Source organism: Corallococcus sp. CA053C (assembly GCF_003611675.1).
GTDB lineage: Bacteria > Myxococcota > Myxococcia > Myxococcales > Myxococcaceae > Corallococcus.
Map to the genome: position 1 here is coordinate 1 of NZ_RAWA01000075.1, position 19,306 is coordinate 19,306.

The window sequence follows — 19,306 nt, forward strand, 5'->3', positions numbered from 1 at the left end:
CCATCGCCCTGGGCCTGCCGTGGATCTCCATCGGCATCGCCGAGGCGGCGCTGGCCTTCGCCATCTCCTACGCCGGGGAGCGCAAGCTGCCTCCGGAGAACAAGGCCATCGCGGAGATGCAGTGGGTGCAGTTCTCGGTGGCGGAGATGAGCCTCCGTCTGGAGGCGGCGCGGGCCCTGGCCATGCGCGCGGCCATCGCCACGGATCAACGCGAGCCGGACTTCCCCGTGCTCCAGATGCAGGCCAAGGTCGTGGCCAACGAGGCGGCCGTGGCCATCACCACCGCGGCCATGGAGCTCGCCGGAGGCTCGGGCTACATGCGGACCCAACCTATCGAACGCTACCTGCGCGATGCCATGAGCGGCCCGCTGATGGCCTGGTCTCCGGCGGTGATCCGCGACTTCCTGGGCAAGGCCCTGCTGGGGCTCCAGCCGCCACCGCATTAGCAGGGGCTGCCCTGCGTGGAGTGCGCTCGGAGGCATCACTTCCGGTTCGCGCAGAAGGGGGCGTCGAAGGTTCCCGACAAACCCGTCGTCATTCCGTCAGAGCTTCCCTGGACCTGGACATCGAAGCTTCCAACGAGCTGGTCCGTCGTAGCGGTCGTCAGGTTGATGCTCCCGCTGGTGGCCACCGCGAGTGTCTCCGTTCCTCCGTCCGTAAGACGCTGCTGGATCTGGACGAACCCGGGGCCGGTGGCGGTGCCGACCTCGAATGTCCCTGCCGCAGGGGGGCCGATGACAAAGACCGTCACGAAGCGGGACGGCGGAAGGACATAGCCGGCGTCCGCGGGGGTCGTGCAGAACCCGGAGAGGTCGGTGTCGGCCAGGAGGGCAATCGAGAAAGAGGTCCCGCCGTCGGGGCCACGCGGCAGGAGTTCGCCGGACCAGGTCACCGGGAAGGCCTTGTCGCCCTGCAAGGACCCCGCACCCTCAGTCTGTTCCGACTTGGAGCCACAGGCAGGAAGGAAGAGCAATCCGATGACGGGAAGGAGGTTCAAGCGCATGGGGCGTCCTCGATGAGCGGGTCGGGTGTTCTGGGTATCCTATTCGAGCAGTGGGAATGCAGACCGGCCAATGTGCCGGGGCCAGGGGCACGCCCTCCGGCCCTCGCCACGGCTCACTGCGGCGAACGGACTCCACCTGCTGCACGTTGTGTTTCACGATGCGCAGGAGGTGGACGGGGAGCGAGTTTGGCGGCGCGTCGCGCTCACAGGTGGCGAAGGACTTTTTGGCCACCTTGCCCGGATCTCCGGACGGGATTCGTCGCCCGTCCGGACCGCGAGCACGTTTCCTCCAGCGCCTCGCCGCCTTCAAAGAGGGCTGTCTCTACTTCCTTCACCGCATACGCTGCGCTGTACTGCGCAGCCACCCCATCGAACGCTACCTGTGCGATGCCATGAGCGGCCCGCTGATGGCCTGGTCTCCAGCGGTGAGCCGCGACTTCCTCGGCAAGGCCCTGCTGGGGCTTCAGCCGCCACCGCATTGGGCGAGTCACGTCGGTTCGTTGTGCCGCCCCATCCCGTCTCGTCCCGTTCTCATCCCCGCGGGAGGGGCACACTGGGGGCACATGCGGCCCCACAGGGGCAACCCGCTCACGGACGCGAGCGGCCCGAGCTCATGAGGACGCCGGTGCACTACGACGGCTGGAGCCACTTCCAGCAGCCGCTCGACGAGGCAAAGCGGGTCTTCATGTCTTTTTCCAGTGTCTCTGGCCGGACATGAGCAGGACTTCCGAAATCGGCTCCATCCGCCCAATGCTTGTTCCAATTTCACGCACCCTCAGTGAAGATGGCAACGATTGGCGCAATGCCAATCGTTGATGCAAAGGATAATTATGTCCCAGCTTCACAAGTGTCTGCTGACAGCCTCCCTGGCCTTCCTTGGGTTGAGCGCCTGTGGCGACGTGTCCCCTCCGGACGCGGCACAGCGCAGCACCCGCCAGGATGAGATGGTGGCAGAGGCTGTGCCTCTCCCGATCCCTGCTGGCTGCCTCCTGACCTCACTGGATACAGACCGTGACGGCATCTGTGACGTCGTGGAGGCTGTGTTGGGCACCGATCCCAACAAGGCTGACACGGATGGGGACAGCCTCAGCGACTACGTAGAGACGTTCGGCTTCGGCGGCCTGGATCTGAGTGCCCTCGGCGCCAACCCCCGCAAGAAGGACGTCTTCGTGGAGGTGGACTACTATCCCAACCTCAGGCCCAGCCAGGCCACGCTGGACAAGGTCATCACGGCTTTCGCCAGCGCGCCGGTGAGCAATCCGAATGGGTCCACGGGCATCACGCTGCACCTGGTGGTGGATCAGCAGATCGCCGCCGCGGACGCGGACATGGACCTGAGCCCCGTGTGGACGGAATTCGACCTCATCAAGGCGAAGTACTTCGCCGCCGCCCGCGCGCCCTACTTTCACTACATGGTGTTCGCGTTCAGATACGACGGGAACTTCTCCAGCGGTATCTCTCGCGGCATCCCCGCGCATGACTTCCTGGTGACGGTGGCCTCTTTCAATGGCACCGAGCAACAGCAGGCCGGCACCCTCATGCACGAACTGGGTCACAACCTGGGCCTGCGCCACGGTGGCAATGAGGACGCCAACTACAAGCCCAACTACCTGAGCATCATGAACTACGAATACCAGTTCTATGGATTCGAAATTCGCAACACGGTCGGCGGGCTCGACTACTCGTCTGTGCGGGTGGCTTCCTTCAGCGAGGCGGCCGTCAACGAGCTCACCGCGTTCGCGCCCGTCGCCCCGACCACCGAGACGGACCTGGGCAAGATCTACGGGCTGCGCTTCAACGGCGCCCAGGTGTCTATGTTCTCTGCAACCGACTTCCTCGACTTCAACAACAACCGCCAATACGACTTCAACCCCTATGCGCTGGACTTCAACCGCAACGGCGTCGCGACGGATGTGTTCCCCGCGTCGCAGGTCGACTGGACGGCCCTGCTCTATGACGGCGGCGGCCAGATTGGCTTCGCCGCGCCGGGCATGTCCCGGCATCTGGATCGCGAGGAGCTCTTCCTCGTTGCCCCCGAGAAGATGGAGCCCTGCCTCTCCGGGGAGCCGGACCGCGCCCCGTAAGTCCGCCTCCCGTTGCTGAAGAGTCGAATCCCACCGCCGGGGCCGCCTGCACGGGCCCCGGCGGGCGGGCGATTCTGGAGCAGCCCGTGGGACCTACGGGTTCGGCAACATCTCCAGGCTCCACACGGTGCCGGTGCCGGTGGCCGCCGCGTTGACGCCCTGAGCCGCGTCGGTACGGTTCAGGTAGTCCCCCTTCACCGACTTGAGCTTCACCTTGCCGCTGGCGAACTCAGGAGTCCACGCGTTGCCGGTGGCGCCTGTGGCCGCCGCGGTGACGCCCTGGGCCGCGTCGGTACGGTTCAGGTAGTCCCCCTTCCACGACTTGAACAGGTACTTGCCGTCCGCGGTGCACTCGAGGGTCCACTCATTGCCAATGCCAGTGCCCCAGGTGGTGACGGCCGGGGCACTGTCCGGCCGGTGCAGGCCGTCCATCTTCGACGACCGCAGCACCACCTTCTTGCCGCACGCGGCGAGCTCGACGGTCCACTCATTGCCAATGCCGGTGCCCCAGCTGGTGACGGCCGGGGGGCTGTCCGGCCGGTGCAGGCTGTCCCCCTTCGACGACCGCAGCACGAGCTTGCCGGCGGTGGTGAATGCAGGCGTCCACACGGTGCCGGTGCCAGTGGCCGCCGTGGCGACGGTGGCGCCCTGGGCCAGGTTGGTCCGGTTCAGGGAGTCCCCCTTCGTCGACTTCAGCTTCACCTTGCCGTCCGTGGTGCACTCGGCGGTCCACTTGTTGCCGGCAGCGCCGGTGGCCGCCGCGGTGATGGGAATGGCCGCGTCGGAACGGTTCAGGTAGTCCCCCTTCCACGACTTGAGCTGGATCTCCATACCACAATAGGGGAAGGGCGCCGGAGCGGCCATGGTGCTGGTGGGGGCCTGGCCGAGCGCATTGGCCAGCAGGACGGTAGCAATGGAAGCGAGCATCATCATCAATTCCTCACATCAAGGGCTGGTATCTGAAAAGGGTTTTGGCTCTGGGACTCGCGCCTGCGAGGACTGTCTCGTCGGCGTGCTCTGCGGCTGTCTCACAGCAAACGGCAGGCCAGACCCTTGGAGCCCACGTGTCAGAGGAGATGCGGGGTGACGGAGAAGGGGCTCAAGGCCATGGACACGCTTCGCTGACGTGTCAGCGAAGCGGCTGACGTGTCCGCGCTCTGGGAGTTCGACTTCCAGCTCTCCACGGGTTCGCGACGATATCGCTCGCGAGCGGCGTGGGCTCCAGCAACACGGACTGGCAGCGCTTCACCTACCGCGTGACCGCTACCGGCACCAGGACTGAGGAAGTTTGATCGCACCCGAACGGAACGCCCTCTACAATCTGCGGATGCCCACCATCAATCCGTACATCAACTTCAATGGGAACGCCGAAGAGGCGTTCACGTTCTACAGATCCGTCTTCGGCGGGGAGTTCGGGAAGATTACCCGCTTCAAGGACATCGCGGGCCCGCATTCCCACGTGGGGGAGCATGAGGCGGAGAAGATCCTGCGCATCACGTTGCCCATCGGGAACACGATGCTGATCGCCAATGACGTGCCGGAGGCGATGGGAAGGGTCAATGAACAGGAAAATCGGTCGAAGATCGCCGTCACCGCGGAAAGCCGCGATGAGGCCGAGAGGATCGTCAACGGTCTCTCTGCCGGAGGAGAAGTGGAAATGCCCTTGGGCGAAAGCCCCTGGGGTTCCTTCTTCGCCATGTTCAGGGACAAGTACGGCATCGAGTGGACGGTGGAGTGTGCGTCCAAAGCGTAATCAAGCCCCCGGTAACGCGTTCAAGGACGTGCACCTGGAGGTCACCACACCGGACCTCTTCTTCTTCGCGGTGGACGTCAAAGGAAACTTCTTCGTCTACACGAAGGGGATGGACGGCTCAAAGGGCAGCTTGAAGGTCCACCATCTGCTGCTCAAGTAGAGGCCAGCACCCACCGCACGGCCCCCACCGCATCCGCCGCCACTTCGCGACGCAAGGCACACAGCCGTTCCGGCAGGTCCGGGTTGGCGAGGAACGGCACGCCGTAGGCCACGAGATCCGCAGACCGACGCGCGGTCGTCCACGCGTCGGCGGCTTGCGTCTCACCTGCATCCCGATGGAGGATGGCTCCGCTTTCGTTGTTCTTGCCTACGCACGTCACGGCCCGGTGCAGCAGTCGCGGATTCGTGATGAGGCGTGGGTGCGGCACGGCCCCTGCGACTTGCGCATTCACGGCACCTTCTCGTGGACGAGCCTCGGCGGAGGAACCGTGGATCCCATCACGCTGCGAATCGGCACCTGGAATCTCATGCGCGGGGGCGCCGCAAAGGGGCGCGCGGGACGGATCGTCCAGTTCGTCCTCGACTGGTTCAACGTCAAGGCCAAGGAGGGAGCCGAGGCGGCGTCGAACATCGCGTCCAACATGGCCAGCCCCTTCGTCCTGCTGCCGTCGAGTGGAGGCGCACCCGAGGACTCGCTCGGCGGTCGCTTCGTCGAGAGCGGCCTGCTCTTGCAACAACCCACGCTGGGCGTGAGCCACCCGGCGTTCCCCTCGCACCGGTATGTCAATGAGGCTCCGGAGAGCAAGCTCACGGCCCATGGGTTCCGCATCCAGAACCCGGGCGTCGATATCGTCTTCCTGACCGAGATCCGTGGGGAGCTCTCCGAGGTGGGCAAGCTGCTCACGGCCCATGCCGCCAGCGATCTCGTCCACAGTACGTGGGACGACGCCAGCGGACATTGCAGCATCATGGCGGTCGCCCGGGTGCGGCGCTTCACGTTCATGTCTCTGGCGAAGAAGGCCGTGCGCGGCATCAAGATGGCCGTTCCCACCGGACTTCCCGTGGTCATCTTCGGATGCCACGCCAAGTCCGGTGGCAGCCACGAGACCCAGGCGGATCTCGCCCTCCTGCTCTCCGAGTGCACCGAGCACTGGAGGCTCGCGGATGGGAGCCTCACCTCACTGGCGCTCGCCATTGGCGACTTCAACACCGAGCCGCCAGACCCGCGCATCGCCCCCGCCGGTTTCTCGGCCGTTCGTGAGCACTCCTTCTGGAGCGAGCAGCACGGCCCCATCCGCTGGCGGGCCTGGCATCCCGGTGTGGTGACCCACTGCCCCTCGAAGGAGAGCGCAGCGGACCTCAAGGAGTGGTCGACGCTCGACTATCTCTGGTCCGCGACCGGCGCCAGCCCGGTGTTGGGGTACAACGTCACGTCGGCGCATCCCCTGGAGCAGACGCCCAGGACCTACAGCGCGCTGCGCGCGACGATGTCCGACCACGCGCCCGTCGGATTCAACGTGACGCTCAGTGCCGCGAAGAAAGCCGTGCCCTCCGCCTCGGCTGCACCCATGTCGGGCTTCGGAGCCATGCCCCCGGGTTTCTCCTCCAGTTCCATGTCGCCGTCGTTCGCCAAGGGGCTGGGGGCCTTCGGGTCGTCCTCTCCCGTGGCGCCGGTGGCGACCCGGCGTACCGACCGGAGCGGAAGGAATCCCATCGTCAGCTACACGACCACCGGCCATGGCGACTGCGGGATCCACGCGATCTACGGGAAGCCGCAGCCGTCGGGCGAGTACGGCTGCCCGGCCGAGGACGTGGCGAGGCACCGGAAGACCATCGGCGCCTCCATTCGCACCCTGTCCAGGGATCCAGAAGGCATGCGCGGTCGCATGGGAGCGGCCTACGTCCAGATGATCGCTGAGCGCCTCCGGCTCGCAGATGCGGCGAAAGACAACCCACTCTGGAAGAACCTCGGCCTCTCGCTCGCAAGTCAGGCATGGAAAGCCATCGGGATGCACCGTGAGGTGGAAGCCCAGGCAACCGCCGCCATGCGCGAGCTGGTCCCTGCGCTGCTGCCGTACGTGACCCCCTGCGATGCCGCGATAGACGTCCTCGTTCTTCAGATAGAAGGCGCCCGTGCGCCATCCGCCACGGACCAGGATGTCCGCACTGCATTCGCCGCGGTGACCCTATCGGCGAGGATGCGGGGCGCGAGCGCGGCGGGCCTCGCCGGAGAGAAGCGGCGGCTGCTCCGCGACCGGTTCAGACAGGTCCCCCTTTATGCGCTCAACAACCTCGGAGCCCATCTCGGGCAGGTGTGGGAGGCACTGACAGGGTCAGGAGTCGACGTCTCCAGAATCGAGCCCGCCTACCGTCGTGCGGTCGGGCTTGCGAATCAGCATCCTCTCACGAGCTTCATCGAACGCTCGGTCGTGGAGGTCTTCGACGCCTACGCGAGGTGCACCGAAACACAGGGCTACTACCTTCAGCACCTCGACCTCATCCGGCTCTCCATCGCGAACAACTTCACGCTGGTCTTCTACGGGGCGACGAGCCCCCAACACTATGGCGCCGTCGAGCAGGCGGGCGCGCAGGACCGCCCCATCCGGCACGTCCTGCTCACGCAATCACGCGATCACTACGAGTACACGCAGCCGGGATAGGCTCACCTGGGGTTGCCCACGGCGAGTGCGCACCTGGCCCCTGCGCGAGGGCCGCCCCAGAGCGCGGGGTGTTGAAGCTCAAGCCGCCACAGCCAGCCAAGAGAGCCCCTGGAGGCAGCTCATCACCGAAGACGTCCAGCCGGGCGGGTTCGCGCATATCGGGGCACGCGTGCAGGCGGCCAGCGCCGGGATTCCTGACGGGGAACGGCGCCGCCCCACGAGCATGGACCTGCTTACCCCGAGGCGTCATCGCGCCGCCACTCCGCCCACACCCTCGTCGCGCAGGCGGGGTGGCCCACCGGCCTCTCCGCGACGCGGCGTCCGCTCCTTCTTCGCTTCAGTTCAAGGTCTTCCTCGCTACGCGCGTCGGGGCTCGTCGCGGCTGTCGCCTCGACCGAAAGCCCTGAAGCGCCTGGTGGTGCCCGAAGCCCTTCTTGGTGCTCCCCCAAGCGGGCAGAGCCGAAGCCTGAAGCGGCCCCTCTGCGCGGCCGACCTGCCAATCCGTGTCACGCCGGCCGGGCCCCATGGGGTGCACAAGCACTGCGGCTGGTTGGGGCGCCTCATCAGCGCCTCATCATCACGGTGACGCACAAGGGGCTGCGCGTCAGCGATGAAGGGGCGAGCGCCTGAGCCGCGGCGGAGGTCCGGCCGGGAGACGGAATCCAGCCGGCCGAGCCTCGCGTGAATCAGATGCAGTACCTCTGTCCGTGAATGGGTGTGTCGCAGTAGTACAGGGTTCCACCCGGACAGCTTGGATAGGCGATGGCCCTGACGACACACATGCCCGTGGGGCAGTCGTCCTCGTTACAAACGTTGGGTCCGGTAGAGACCACGGACTGCTCGGCGGTCCCCGACGGCGCGGCGGTGTCCTCGGGTGTTTGCGGACCACACGCGGACAGACCCAGCGCCAGGCACATCGTCACGACAAGCCTCTGAATCATCGGTGAACCTCCTTTAGGGGAATTGCTATTGTACATGTGCTCCCCAAGCGAGGACAGGGCCGAAGCCACAAGAGGCGAGCCCACCGCCTGCGGCGGCGACGAAGGTGGAAGCGAAGAAGGAGCGGACGCCGCGAGTGGATGGGGCGGGACTGCTGCGCGGGACTTTCGAGCTGGACGTCTGACCCCGAGGCCACGAGGCGTATGGGAACGCGTGAAGCACCGCACTCGCCTGCCGCAGCGCGCGACGAATCAGCCGCAGGAGGGTGTCAGGGCTGGTCGGCATGGCCAGGGGCTTGAGCAGCCTGGCTCCAGCCGCTGCCCCCGCTGTGATTCCGACGGCGCACTGCGCGGTGGCGAGCCGCCGTGTCCGCCGAGCCCGAGAGGCCAGCAGATGCACTGGACGCTCCGCGAACGTGCGCCGAGAGCACGCCGGGTTTCGACAGCAGAAGCGACGCACGCGAAGCTGAAGCTGCACAGCGCGCCCTGCGGAGGGCAGGTCCGCCGGGCGACGGACATCGCTGCCATGCACCGAGGACGACATCCGCCGAACGACCGTAGGAGACCCGCTCCACCCGACAGCCCGAAAGTGAGTACAGCGTTTCCATTCCCAGGGTGTATTCGCCCCGCTGGCAGCCTGCCGCGTCTGCCTGCTCTCCCGAGGGGAACCACACGAAGTGCGGGAGAGCCACGGAACTGGGGCAGACTCAACCCGGCAGCTCAATCCATTTGAGCCCCGCTGTCAGTGCAGGCACTCGCCGCAGGAGCCGGACAGCCTGGTATTGGCCACAAAGGAATCGTAGTCCACCTTCGAGGTGACAACTGCTGAGCCGAAGTTGGCGTAGACCGCCCAGGTGGAGGGAGTGGCCGCGGCGTCCTTGAATGTTCCGCGATAGTAGTCCACCTCATTGTTCTTCTTGATGAAGCTCCACCCGTAATTGCTATTCCATGGACGGCAGCTCGCATGGGTAGCCATGTAGCCCTCCGAGGGAGAACCTCCACGCCCCTTCCACAGGTAGCACGCATTTGCGGGCGTCTGAGTCGAGGGGGCCTGAGCGGGTGGCGTCTGCGCTCCAGCGCCAGTCATCAGCAGACAGCTGCCCAGTGAGAAGAGAGTCACGAATTTGCGCATGGTTGTAGTTCATCTCCGGTAGGGGCCCGTGGTTGGTGGGCCTGAGTCCACACAGCAAGCTTCATGCCCAAGAGCGACGAGGCTCAGCGCGAGTCAACCCGCGCATGCCCGAGGTCCGCTCCACGCTCGTTGACGTGTCAGTTGACGCGGATGACTCGTCAGCTGACGTGCCGGCCCCCTGTGTCAGGGATGTCGTCGCCTCAAGCGTGTAACTCCCACTCAGGTCCAGGTCGCTCGCTGTCTGCCGCGGAAGGGGGGACCGTGGCTCAACGAAGCGCTACGGTCTGCCGCCACTCGTCGGTCTGCAAGCGGAAGAGGATGGCCGCCTTGTGTCACCCTCTCCGGCCGCGCCTCGCCGCGAGCACCAATATGAGCCCCAGCAGGCCGTTCATCGGCAGGCCGCCCGACGAACACCCACAAGACGACGCGGGCTCCGGGTCCCCGGGGCCCGAGTCGGGGGCTTCCGTGCCCGAGTCGCTCGCCGGACCGCCATCCTGCGTGGTGGAGACACACGCCTCGACTTCCTCCTGCGACTCGTTGAACACGGTCGGGCAGTTGTCGCACGCATCGCCCACGCCATCTTCGTCCCCATCCGCCTGCGCCGCATTGACGACGAGCATGCAGGTGTCCTGCACGTTGGAGATGCCGTCGCCGTCCGTGTCCGGGCTCAGCTCCAGCGCCTTCTCGAGGGTGAGTTCCTCCATCTTCTCCGGAAGCCGGTGCACGCCATCGGCGAAGTCCGGGCTCTTGCGGAAGTTGTATTGAAGGTTGGACCAGTCCTCGTACCCCACCAGCATCGTCAGGCCCGGCGAGCACGGGCCGGTGATGTCCACCGCCACGCCCGTGTCGACAGCACTCCCATCCAGGTTCCAGTCGATGGCCCCCTGAGTGGGGACCACGACCTGTCTCGGCGGAACCGGAGGCGGGACATAGGAGGTCTTCTCCCCCGCCGGGCCCATGATGCCCGCGGGCTCGTTCAGGTTGGACTCGTCGAGCGTGGGTAGAGCCGCAGGTCGATGACCCCGTCCTTGTCGAAGTCGATGCCGTCAGTCTCCCAGTCGTCGCACAGGCCATCACCGTCATTGTCGGGGTTGCCGTTCCCGTCGGTGTCGATACAGGCGTTGAGGTCGAGCAGGTAGGCTCTATCACCGCCACCACTGAAGTTGCCGGAGCCGACGATCTGCCCGGCGTTGTTGATGGAGGCCACCTCGGTCAGGAACCACCCGGTACCGGGGGCAAGCAGGAATTGGAGCTCCGTCATCTTCCCGTTGCTCCAGACAAAGGGCACGTTGAAGTTCCGCCCGTTGAGGGAGGTGCCGACCACCTGACCGAAGTCATTGATGGCCCGGGCGCGGCTGACGCCGCCACCGAGGTCGCCCAGGTCGATCATCCTTCCCTTCCTCCACAGGAACGCGCGGTACTTCGAACCGACGTACGTCTCTCCCACCACTTCGCCCCGGTTGTTGATGCCAAAGCTCAGCGTGTTGGCACCGCCGTCAAGCGAACCGAGGCTGGTCACGCCGCCATCCTCTATGTAGGTGCCCACCACCTCCGTCATCACCGCGCAGACGCGCTTCGCCGTGCCGGGTGACCGCACCGAGCTGCGCCTGCCGGCGGTGCCGCTGGCGCTGTGGGTGGAGAAGACGAGCCTCTCCGGGCACGGCCTGCGCCAGAGCCTCTTCCTGCAAGTGCTGTGGTGGCTGTTCATCGGGCTGGCATCGGTGCTGCCGGCCGCCCTGTACTTCCTCTTCGCCCGCATCAAGATGCAGACGCTGCGCGAGTCCTTCCTGCGCGATGTCGTGCGGATGAACCCGTCCATTGACACCGTGGACGACGCCAATGTCCTGTATGGGCCGCGCGTCGACGAACTCTACGGGCAGCAGGATTCACCGCTGGGCGCGCACCTGCCCCTCCTCATCAGCACCCTGTTGATCACCCTGGGTTGGCTCACCGTGGCGCCGCCGTCGGGGCTGGCGGGCGCGTCGGGTGAAGGCAGCCCGATTCCGACGATGACGGTGACCAGCACCAGCTTTCTTGGCGCCTACTTCTTCATCCTCCAGATGCTGTTCCGCCGCTACGTGCGCTCGGACCTGGGGCCCAAGGCCTACACCCACGTCACGCTCCGCGTGCTCTGCACGACGGTGCTGGCATGGATGCTGGGCCTGCTGCCGGGCTCCGCGGCCGGGGGCTCCACGGGGGTGCTCGTTCTCGCCTTCTTCACCGGCATCGTCCCCGACACGGCCTTCGTCGTGCTCCAGGACTTCCTGCGGAGCACCCTCATCTTCAAGGATCGCATCCACGCACTGACCGAACGGTGCCCCCTGTCGGACCTGGAGGGCATCACCCTGTATGACAGGGCGCGCTTCCTGGAGGAGGGCGTGGAGAACGTGGAGAACCTGGCGCATCACAGTCTCATCGACCTGATGCTCTGGACGCGCATGCCCACGCCGCGCCTGCTGGACCTGGTGGACCAGTCCATCCTCTACCTGCACGTGGTGAACCCGCGCCTGGACAGCAGTGGCCGCGAGAACGAGAAGTCCCTCCCGGACGACCTGGGGCTGCTGCGGCGTTACGGCCTGCGCACGGCGACGGACCTGCTTTGTGCCTACAAACTCTACAAGGATGATCCGAAGCAGAGGGACGCACTGCTCGGCCTGCTCGACGCCGGGGATGAGAAGGGGCCCCCGCGGTTGAAGGTCATCCATGACGTGATGGAGGATGATGACTGGGTCTGCTGGCTGACCCACTGGCACCAGCGCACGCAGCTGGCACTGAAGGTTCACTCCCTGGAAGACTTCTCCCTGCGGGGGCACAGGACGCTGGCCCCGGAGCCCGACAAGGTCGCGCCAACCCTCGTGAAAGCGGCGTGACCTGGGTGGAGGCCTCTGCATGCGACGCAAGCACCTGGAACTCAACTGGATTGACGTTGCGTCTTGCGGCCTCCGTTGACCTGGGCCCGCGAGCCGATGCGCTTGCGCAGCCGCTCGGCCGCGAAGTCCAGGAAGGCCGTCGCCGCCCGGCGCTGGGGGCCCGGCAGGTGGACGAGGTGCACCGGAACGGGCGCTGACTCGAACGGTTCGAGCACCACGCGCAGCCGCTTGTCCGCGAGCAGCGAGTCCACTTGATAGGAGAGGACCCGCACGAGTCCCAGGCCGGCCAGCGCGGCCTCGATGGCCCCCTGGGCCGTGTTGATGATCAGCCGTGGGCGCACGGCGACGCCTCGCTCCCGCCTTCCGCCGCTCGGGAAGGACCACCGGTCCGCGATGGGGGTCGTGGTCGTGAACGCGATGCACTCGTGGTGGGACAACGCCTCCGGGTCCTTCGGCACGCCCGCGCGCTTCAAGTACGCCGGGCTCGCGCAGATGACCGAGCGCACGTGGCCGACCCCACGGGCCCGCAGCGCCGAGTCGGCGAGCGCCCCGATCCGCACGCCCACGTCCACGCCCTCCTCGGCCAGCGACACCACGCGATCCAAGAGGGTGAGCCGCAGGTCCAGATGGGGATGGGCTCCCAGGAACTCCGCCACCACGGGCACGAGGTGCAACTGGCCGAACAGCACCGACGCCGTCACGGACAGCGTGCCTTGCAGCTCGGTCCTCGCGTCGGAGGGCGCTTCGAGGAGCTCGAACTCCGCCAGGGCCCGGCGGCTGCGCTCGAGGTAGCGCTCGCCCTCTCCCGTGAGCGACACGGACCGGGTGGTCCGGTTCAGCAGGCGCGTGCCCAGCCGCTCTTCCAGCGCGGCGACGGCGCGGGTGACGCTCTGGGGGGAGCGTGAGTGGGCCCGGGCCGCCTCGATGAAGCTCCCCAGGCTCGCGACGGACACGAAGAGGCGCCACTCCCCGACCCGATCCATTGTTCCACCTCCTGGAATACTGTTACCACGAACGCTCCATTGTTGACGAAACGGGAGGTCCCTACCTTCTTGTCGATGAAACCCATTTCGAGCGATGTGGCCTTCTCCCCAGCGGTGAAGCAGGTGCAGAGCGAGCGCGGCTCCAGGGGCGCGTATGCCCGGATGGAGCGCGACGGGGGCTTCGAGACCGAGGTGACGGAGAGCCTGCTCGCGTTCCTCGCGCAGGTGGACACGGGGTTCCTGGCCACCGCGAACGCGGAGGGGCAGCCCTACATCCAGCATCGCGGTGGCCCCCGGGGGTTCATCCAGGGACTCGACGACCACACGCTCGGGTTCGTCGACTTCGTGGGCAACCGCCAGTACGTCTCGACGGGCAACCTGTCCGAGAACGAGCGGGTCTGCCTCTTCCTCATGGACTACGCGCACCAGCGCCGCGTCAAGGTCTGGGGCACGGCGCGCGTCGTGCCCGCGACGGACGAGCTGCTGGCCCGGTTCGCCCCCACCGGGTCCCGGGCACGCCCCGAACAGGTCGTCCTCATCACGGTGAGCGCCTGGGATGTGAACTGCCCGAAGCACATCCCGCAGAAGCTCGATGCCTCCGAGGTGGCCCAGTCGCTCCAGAGGCTGGAGAACCGCATCGCGGAGCTGGAAGCCGAGAACCGCCGTCTCCAGGCGGCGACACCGCCCACCCCACCATGAATTCATGTATTGCTTTTATTTCAGCCTTCGCAGCTTGACTGCGAGAGGAGCACGGCGCTACTCCCAGTGATTCCTGTCACCCGGAGCACCCGCCCATGCGCAACGTCCGACGTCCCCTGATGCTGCTACCGTGGTTGATATTGTCCGCCTGCAGTCCGGAGTCGGAGCCCTCCACGGGAGAGGCACCCGCCGAGGCGACAGGCCAGACGTCCCGCCTGTTACGAGCGGAGTTCCCCGTACCCGGGCAGTACGTGGTGGTGCTCGCGCCCCTGGCCATGGGCGAGCCGGAGGGCGTGCCCGCGCTGGCGGAGGCCCTGGCGTCGAAGCACGGTGGACAGGTGCTCCACGTGTACCAGAAGGCCCTGCGGGGCTTCTCGGTGCGCATGACGGAGGCCCAGGCGCTCGAGCTGGCCCGCCACCCGGCGGTGGCCTCCATCGAGGAGGATGCGGTGGTGCGCGACTCCCTCGTGCAGTCCTCGCCAGGCAACTGGGGACTGGACCGCATCGACCAGCGCACGCTGCCGCTCGACAACCAGTACACGTACTTCGGTACCGGGGCGGGCGTTCACACCTACCTCATCAGCACCGGCATCCGCACCACCCACACCGACCTGGGCGGCCGGGCCACGGCGGACTTCAACAACATCCCGGACGGCATGGGCCACACCGACTGCAACGGCGTGGGCACCCACTGGGCCACCGTCATCGGAGGCAACACCTACGGCGTCGCCAAGGGCACGCGGCTGCACTCGGTGCGCGTGCTGGACTGCGGTGGCAGCGGCAACATCTCCAACATCCTCGCCGGCGTGGACTGGGTCACCCTCAATCACATCAAGCCGGCCGTGGCCCTGCTCAACCTCAACATGACGTCGGTCAACACCACGCTGGAGGCGGTGGTCCGCAACTCCATCGCCCAGGGCGTCACCTACGTGGGCACCGCCGGCATCCGGTCCGTGGACGCCTGCACCTCGTCGCCCGCGCGCATGCCCGAGCTCATCACCGTGGGATTTTCCAGGAACACCGACGCGGTGGCGCCCTTCTCCAACTTCGGCGGCTGCGTGGACCTGTTCGCGCCAGGAGATGGCATCACGGGCGGCTGGTACAACAGCGACACCGCGACCAGCACCATCGGCGGCGGAGTGGGCGCGGCTGTCGCGACCGGGGCCGCCGCGCTCTGGCTGGAGGTATTCCCCACGGCCACGCCCGCCTCGGTGTCATCGATGCTCACGAGCCATGCCACCACCGGTGCGCTCACCCCCACGCCCACGGCTCCAACGCCGGACCGCCTGCTGTACACGGGCTTCATCGGCTCGCGGCTGAGGGGAGGCACCCCGGTCAGCGGCATCTCCAACCGGCTGGGCGACATGCGCTTCTTCCGGCTCGAAGTGCCGACGGGCACCACTCAGGTCACCTTCACCACCAGCGGCGGAACGGGTGACGTGGACCTCTACGTGCGGTCCGGCGCGCTGCCCTCGCTCAGCGTCCATGACTGCGCGCCCTACCTGACCGGCAACGCGGAGACCTGCACCCTCAACTCGCCAGCTGCGGGCCCCCTGTACGTCATGCTGCACGGCTTCGCGAGCTTCTCGGGCGTATCGCTGTCGACGACCGTCACGCCGTAGCGCGGAGAAGACAGCGCGCCGGGCAGCAGGTGCGCGGGCGGCATTGACTGGAACGAGATTCTAGAATCTTGTTCTAGTCATGGAGAAGGAACGTCGAAGCGCGGTGGGAGAGCGGAGCCGCCGCGCCATCCTGGAGGCCGCGCTCGAGTGCTTCACCCGGCTGGGGTGGGCGGCGACGACCATCGAGGACATCCGCAAACTGAGCGGCGCCAGCGTGGGCAGCGTCTACCACCACTTCGGAGCGAAGGAGGGCATCGCGGTGGCCCTCTACATCGACTGCCTGCGCCAGCATCAGGAAGCGCTGCGTGGGCGCCTGGAGCGGGAGCACGGCGCGGAAGCCTTCGTGCGCACGGTGGTGGTGCACCACATCGCCTGGTCGCGCGCCCACCCCGAGGCCGCGCGCTACCTCATCCAGATGCGGCGGGACGAAGCCGTCTCGGCGGCGGAGCCGGAGGTCCAGGAGGCCACGGGCGACTTCGTGCGCGACGGCTACGCGCGGTTGAAGCACTTCGCGAAGGAGGGCCAGCTCCTCCGCCTCCCGACGACGGCGTACATGCCCCTGCTGCTGGGGCCCGCGCAGGAGCTGCTGCGCTATTGGGCCACCGGCCGGGGAGAGCTGAAGGCGGGCATCGAGAAGGTCCTCGCCGACGCCGCATGGAAGAGCTTGCGGCCCGAGTCACCCACCGGGAGGTCGTCATGAGGCTCAACGTCGAAACACCCTCCCCCGCCCCCGTGCGGGTCGAGGAGGTCCAGCTTCCCGCCCGGGACGGCCAGCCCCTGGCCGCGACGCTGTACCAGGGGAGCCGGAGCAACGGGGTCGCGGTGCAGCTCAACGCGGGGACGGCGATTCCGCGCAGGTACTACGACGCCTTCGCGCGCTTCCTCGCGGACCGGGGCTTTGACGTCCTCACCTACGACTACCGGGGCATGGGCGACTCGCGGATGGAGGCGGCGGCGCTCCGGGAAGCCCGCTTCCAGGACTGGGGCGAGCAGGACGCGCCCGGCGTCACGGACTGGCTCACCGCGCGCTTTCCGTCGCACCGGCTGGCGGTGGTGGGCCACTCCGCGGGAGGACAGATGCTGGGGCTCGCGGACACCGCGTCGCGATTCCACGCGGTATTGCTGATTGCCTCGCAGCACGGCTGGTGGAGGAACTGGCGGGGCCGCCATGCGCTGCTGCTGGCGTTCATCTGGAACGTGGTGACGCCCGTCTCGGTGGCGCTGCTGGGCCACTTCCCGGGGAAGCTCGTCGGCATGGGCAACCTGCCGGCGGGCATCGCAACGCAATGGGCCCGCTGGTGCCGCAGCCCCCACTACGTGTCCAATGACAGAGGCGAACCGCTGCGGCCCTACAACGCACAGCTCCGAGCGCCGCTGAGGCTCTACAGCTTCACGGACGACACCTACGCGCCAGAGGCCGCGGTTCAAGGTCTGCTCGACTCCTATCCCCAGGCCCCGCGCGAGCACCTGCGCCGCACGCCATCGGAGCTCGGCGTGAAGCGCATCGGCCACTTCGGCTGGTTCCGCCCGACGATGCCCCGCGCGGCCTGGGATGAGGCGGCGGACTGGCTTGAACGGACGGCGCTGCGGGAGGCCACCTCCAGTTAGGTTGCGGGCGACCGGCGCCGCCATGCTCTCGGTGGGTCCCGGGCGCCTCATTTGGGAATCCCGAGAAGACGTTGGAGGCGCGTGGCCGATTCACGGGTTGCCGGGTCTACACAAAAGCCTGGGCTGTAATTTTACACCCGGGCGAACCGGAGCCCCTCCATGCGCCTTCGCCGATTCGTCTCCCTCGTCCCCCTCCTGATGCTGGGAAGTGCCTGCGGTACCGACACCGTTGATGACACCCTGCCGGCCGCGCCTGGAGTGCAGGACAGCGCACTGGCGGCGAAGCCCGCCGCGGGCGTGGGCCTGAGCCGACTGCAGGCGCAGCGTCCCGAGTTCTTCCGTGGCGCGGGGGAAGTGTCCTCCCGCCGCGTGATGGTGGATTCGCAGGGCAAGTCGCACGAGCGCGTGACGCAGACCTTCAAGGGCGTCCCCGTGTTCGGCGCCGCGGCCATCATCCACCTCGACTCGAACGGCGCCGTCGCCAGCGTGACGGACAAGCTGGTTCGCGACCTCAAGGTGGACACCACGCCCCGCCTCAAGGCGGACGAGGCCATCCAGCGCGCCATCGCCGCGCTGGAGGCCGGCGGCACGCTGGTGGGTGCGCCCAGGGCGGACCTGCAGATCCTCGCCGACAGCCAGGCCACGCGCCTGACGTGGCGGGTGCAGCTGGAGACGGTGAAGGCGGACGGCGAGCCCTCCCTGCCGAACCTCTTCATCGACGCGCACTCGGGCGAGGCCGTCCGTCAGTTCGACAACCTGCAGACGAGCCGCAACCGCAAGACGTACACGGCGAACAACCGCACGACGCTCCCGGGCTCGCTGGTGCGCAGCGAGGGCCAGGGGCCCACGAGCGACGCGGTGATGAACCAGGCCCACGACAACGCGGGCTTCACGTACGACTTCTACGCGAGCGTGTTCGGGCGTGACAGCTACGACGGGCTGGGGACGAACCTCATCTCGAGCGTGCACTACAGCAAGAACTACGTGAACGCGTTCTGGAACGGGACGCAGATGGTCTACGGCGACGGTGACGGCGTGCAGTCCACAGCGCTGACCGTGCTGGACGTCGTCGGCCACGAGCTCACGCACGCCGTCACCGACACGTCGTCGGAGCTCATCTACGCCAACGAGTCCGGCGCGCTCAACGAGGCCATGTCCGACATCTTCGGCTCCTCCATCGAGGCCTACCGGGATGGCGCCGTCACCGCGAACACCTGGAAGATTGGCGAGGAGTGCTGGACGCCCGGCACGGCTGGCGACGCCCTGCGCTACATGAACGACCCGGCCATCGCGGGGGACTACGACTACTACCCCACGCGCTACACGGGCACCTCCGACAGCGGCGGCGTGCACTGGAACTCGGGCATCGCGAACCTGGCGTTCAACCTGATGGTCTCCGGTGGCACGCACCCGCGCGGCAAGACGACGAACGTGGTGACGGCGCTGGACGCGGCCAACCGCTACAACAGCATCATGAAGGGCGCGGCCATCTTCTACCGCGCGAACACGGTCTACCTGACGCCGGGCAGCACCTTCTCCGACGCGCGGGGCGCCACGGTGCAGGCCGCCACGGACCTGTACGGCTCCGCCGCCGCGGCCTCCGTCAACGAGGCGTGGACCGCGGTGGGTGTCGCCGCCCCGCCGACGTGGACTGTCATCACCACGCTGAACAACGTGGGTGGCAGCCGCAACAGCAGCACGAACCTCAGCTACGTCACGCCCGCGGGCGCGGCGGCGATGAAGTTCGAGCTCTCCGGCGGCACGGGTGACGCGGACGTGTACGTGAAGTTCGGCAGCGCGCCCACCACGTCGAGCTACGACTGCATCTCGGCGGGTGCCACCACCAACGAGTCCTGCACCCTCAACCCGGCGAAGCAGGGCACGTACTACGTGCTGATCAAGGGCTACACGGCCTACTCCGGCGCGACCTTCAAGGTCAGCTCCGGGCAGTAAT

At 67.2% G+C, this 19,306-nt stretch carries 18 protein-coding genes and 1 pseudogene; 11 read left to right on the forward strand and 8 right to left on the reverse strand.

All coding sequences use genetic code 11. From position 1 onward, the window contains the following. Positions 1 to 446 (forward strand): acyl-CoA dehydrogenase family protein (locus D7V97_RS13180; protein ID WP_147444795.1); only part of this gene is annotated, 446 nt, incomplete at its 5' end. 35 nt (positions 447 to 481) lie between these two features. On the opposite strand, the gene D7V97_RS13185 is transcribed toward D7V97_RS13180, so the two are convergent. After that, entirely contained in the window at positions 482 to 1,003 is a 522-nt protein-coding gene (locus D7V97_RS13185) for a hypothetical protein (RefSeq protein WP_120610977.1), read from the reverse strand. Positions 1,004 to 1,947: 944 nt separating this feature from the next. Between D7V97_RS13185 and D7V97_RS13195 the strand changes: the two genes are divergently transcribed. Continuing rightward, complete coding sequence (locus D7V97_RS13195; protein ID WP_233582746.1) at positions 1,948 to 3,087, forward strand: hypothetical protein; 1,140 nt, start codon at positions 1,948 to 1,950, stop codon at positions 3,085 to 3,087. 93 nt (positions 3,088 to 3,180) lie between these two features. On the opposite strand, the gene D7V97_RS13200 is transcribed toward D7V97_RS13195, so the two are convergent. Then, positions 3,181 to 4,017 carry a hypothetical protein gene (locus tag D7V97_RS13200; protein ID WP_120610979.1) on the reverse strand — a complete coding sequence of 279 codons (837 nt, stop codon included), beginning with the start codon at positions 4,015 to 4,017 and terminating at the stop codon, positions 3,181 to 3,183. Between the two features lie 358 nt (positions 4,018 to 4,375). On the opposite strand from D7V97_RS13200, the gene D7V97_RS13205 reads away from it, so the two are divergent. Then, positions 4,376 to 4,840, forward strand: a complete 465-nt coding sequence (locus D7V97_RS13205; RefSeq protein WP_233582739.1) for a VOC family protein — start codon at positions 4,376 to 4,378, stop codon at positions 4,838 to 4,840. After that, positions 4,824 to 5,000: a hypothetical protein gene (locus D7V97_RS44625; protein ID WP_158623352.1), complete on the forward strand. Its 177-nt coding sequence runs from the start codon at positions 4,824 to 4,826 to the stop codon at positions 4,998 to 5,000. Before D7V97_RS13205 ends, D7V97_RS44625 begins: the two co-directional genes overlap by 17 nt. On the opposite strand, the gene D7V97_RS13210 is transcribed toward D7V97_RS44625, so the two are convergent. Beyond that, the gene (locus D7V97_RS13210; protein ID WP_147444796.1) at positions 4,993 to 5,292 is read right to left on the reverse strand and encodes a hypothetical protein; all 300 of its coding nucleotides are present in this window, start codon (positions 5,290 to 5,292) and stop codon (positions 4,993 to 4,995) included. The two genes, D7V97_RS44625 and D7V97_RS13210, sit on opposite strands and share 8 nt — an antisense overlap. A gap of 36 nt (positions 5,293 to 5,328) precedes the next feature. Between D7V97_RS13210 and D7V97_RS13215 the strand changes: the two genes are divergently transcribed. Next, positions 5,329 to 7,500 (forward strand): endonuclease/exonuclease/phosphatase family protein, encoded by a 2,172-nt coding sequence (locus tag D7V97_RS13215; protein WP_147444797.1) that lies wholly within the window; start codon positions 5,329 to 5,331, stop codon positions 7,498 to 7,500. Between the two features lie 1,188 nt (positions 7,501 to 8,688). Here D7V97_RS13215 and D7V97_RS45860 read toward each other — a convergent pair. The 4 genes and pseudogenes from D7V97_RS45860 to D7V97_RS44630 all read right to left on the reverse strand — a co-directional run. Further along, positions 8,689 to 8,952, reverse strand: a pseudogene (locus tag D7V97_RS45860) (ISL3 family transposase); the annotation flags it as partial. A 228-nt stretch (positions 8,953 to 9,180) separates the two neighbouring features. Further along, positions 9,181 to 9,414 (reverse strand): hypothetical protein, encoded by a 234-nt coding sequence (locus D7V97_RS44110; protein WP_147444798.1) that lies wholly within the window; start codon positions 9,412 to 9,414, stop codon positions 9,181 to 9,183. Positions 9,415 to 9,902: 488 nt separating this feature from the next. Next, on the reverse strand, positions 9,903 to 10,469 hold the full coding sequence (locus tag D7V97_RS13220; protein WP_233582740.1) for a thrombospondin type 3 repeat-containing protein: 567 nt from the start codon (positions 10,467 to 10,469) through the stop codon (positions 9,903 to 9,905). A gap of 77 nt (positions 10,470 to 10,546) precedes the next feature. After that, positions 10,547 to 11,089 carry a hypothetical protein gene (locus tag D7V97_RS44630; protein ID WP_158623353.1) on the reverse strand — a complete coding sequence of 181 codons (543 nt, stop codon included), beginning with the start codon at positions 11,087 to 11,089 and terminating at the stop codon, positions 10,547 to 10,549. A 19-nt stretch (positions 11,090 to 11,108) separates the two neighbouring features. Between D7V97_RS44630 and D7V97_RS13230 the strand changes: the two genes are divergently transcribed. Further along, positions 11,109 to 12,440: a hypothetical protein gene (locus tag D7V97_RS13230; RefSeq protein ID WP_158623354.1), complete on the forward strand. Its 1,332-nt coding sequence runs from the start codon at positions 11,109 to 11,111 to the stop codon at positions 12,438 to 12,440. Positions 12,441 to 12,481: 41 nt separating this feature from the next. On the opposite strand, the gene D7V97_RS13235 is transcribed toward D7V97_RS13230, so the two are convergent. Continuing rightward, entirely contained in the window at positions 12,482 to 13,423 is a 942-nt protein-coding gene (locus D7V97_RS13235; protein WP_120610985.1) for a LysR family transcriptional regulator, read from the reverse strand. Between the two features lie 75 nt (positions 13,424 to 13,498). Here D7V97_RS13235 and D7V97_RS13240 point away from each other — a divergent pair, with 75 nt between their 5' ends. The 5 genes from D7V97_RS13240 to D7V97_RS13260 all read left to right on the forward strand — a co-directional run bounded on the left by D7V97_RS13240 (position 13,499) and on the right by D7V97_RS13260 (position 19,305). Continuing rightward, positions 13,499 to 14,122, forward strand: coding sequence for a pyridoxamine 5'-phosphate oxidase family protein (locus D7V97_RS13240; protein WP_120610986.1), 624 nt, complete (start codon positions 13,499 to 13,501; stop codon positions 14,120 to 14,122). Positions 14,123 to 14,217: 95 nt separating this feature from the next. Continuing rightward, complete coding sequence (locus D7V97_RS13245; protein WP_120610987.1) at positions 14,218 to 15,744, forward strand: S8 family peptidase; 1,527 nt, start codon at positions 14,218 to 14,220, stop codon at positions 15,742 to 15,744. A gap of 79 nt (positions 15,745 to 15,823) precedes the next feature. After that, complete coding sequence (locus D7V97_RS13250; protein WP_120610988.1) at positions 15,824 to 16,444, forward strand: TetR/AcrR family transcriptional regulator; 621 nt, start codon at positions 15,824 to 15,826, stop codon at positions 16,442 to 16,444. Continuing rightward, positions 16,441 to 17,352: an alpha/beta fold hydrolase gene (locus D7V97_RS13255; protein WP_120610989.1), complete on the forward strand. Its 912-nt coding sequence runs from the start codon at positions 16,441 to 16,443 to the stop codon at positions 17,350 to 17,352. The genes D7V97_RS13250 and D7V97_RS13255 overlap by 4 nt, the downstream gene beginning before the upstream one ends. Before the next feature lie 159 nt (positions 17,353 to 17,511). After that, positions 17,512 to 19,305 (forward strand): M4 family metallopeptidase, encoded by a 1,794-nt coding sequence (locus D7V97_RS13260; RefSeq protein ID WP_120610990.1) that lies wholly within the window; start codon positions 17,512 to 17,514, stop codon positions 19,303 to 19,305. Position 19,306: the final 1 nt, after the last annotated feature.

Coding starts and splice junctions, on each gene's coding strand:
- D7V97_RS13235 (WP_120610985.1), bottom strand. CDS start 13,423: ATGGATCGGGTCGGGGAGTGGCGCCTCTTCGTGTCCGTCGCGAGCCTG.
- D7V97_RS13195 (WP_233582746.1), top strand. CDS start 1,948: ATGGTGGCAGAGGCTGTGCCTCTCCCGATCCCTGCTGGCTGCCTCCTG.
- D7V97_RS44110 (WP_147444798.1), bottom strand. CDS start 9,414: ATGGCTACCCATGCGAGCTGCCGTCCATGGAATAGCAATTACGGGTGG.
- D7V97_RS13255 (WP_120610989.1), top strand. CDS start 16,441: ATGAGGCTCAACGTCGAAACACCCTCCCCCGCCCCCGTGCGGGTCGAG.
- D7V97_RS13185 (WP_120610977.1), bottom strand. CDS start 1,003: ATGCGCTTGAACCTCCTTCCCGTCATCGGATTGCTCTTCCTTCCTGCC.
- D7V97_RS13200 (WP_120610979.1), bottom strand. CDS start 4,017: ATGATGCTCGCTTCCATTGCTACCGTCCTGCTGGCCAATGCGCTCGGC.
- D7V97_RS13245 (WP_120610987.1), top strand. CDS start 14,218: ATGCGCAACGTCCGACGTCCCCTGATGCTGCTACCGTGGTTGATATTG.
- D7V97_RS13250 (WP_120610988.1), top strand. CDS start 15,824: ATGGAGAAGGAACGTCGAAGCGCGGTGGGAGAGCGGAGCCGCCGCGCC.
- D7V97_RS13260 (WP_120610990.1), top strand. CDS start 17,512: ATGCGCCTTCGCCGATTCGTCTCCCTCGTCCCCCTCCTGATGCTGGGA.
- D7V97_RS13240 (WP_120610986.1), top strand. CDS start 13,499: ATGAAACCCATTTCGAGCGATGTGGCCTTCTCCCCAGCGGTGAAGCAG.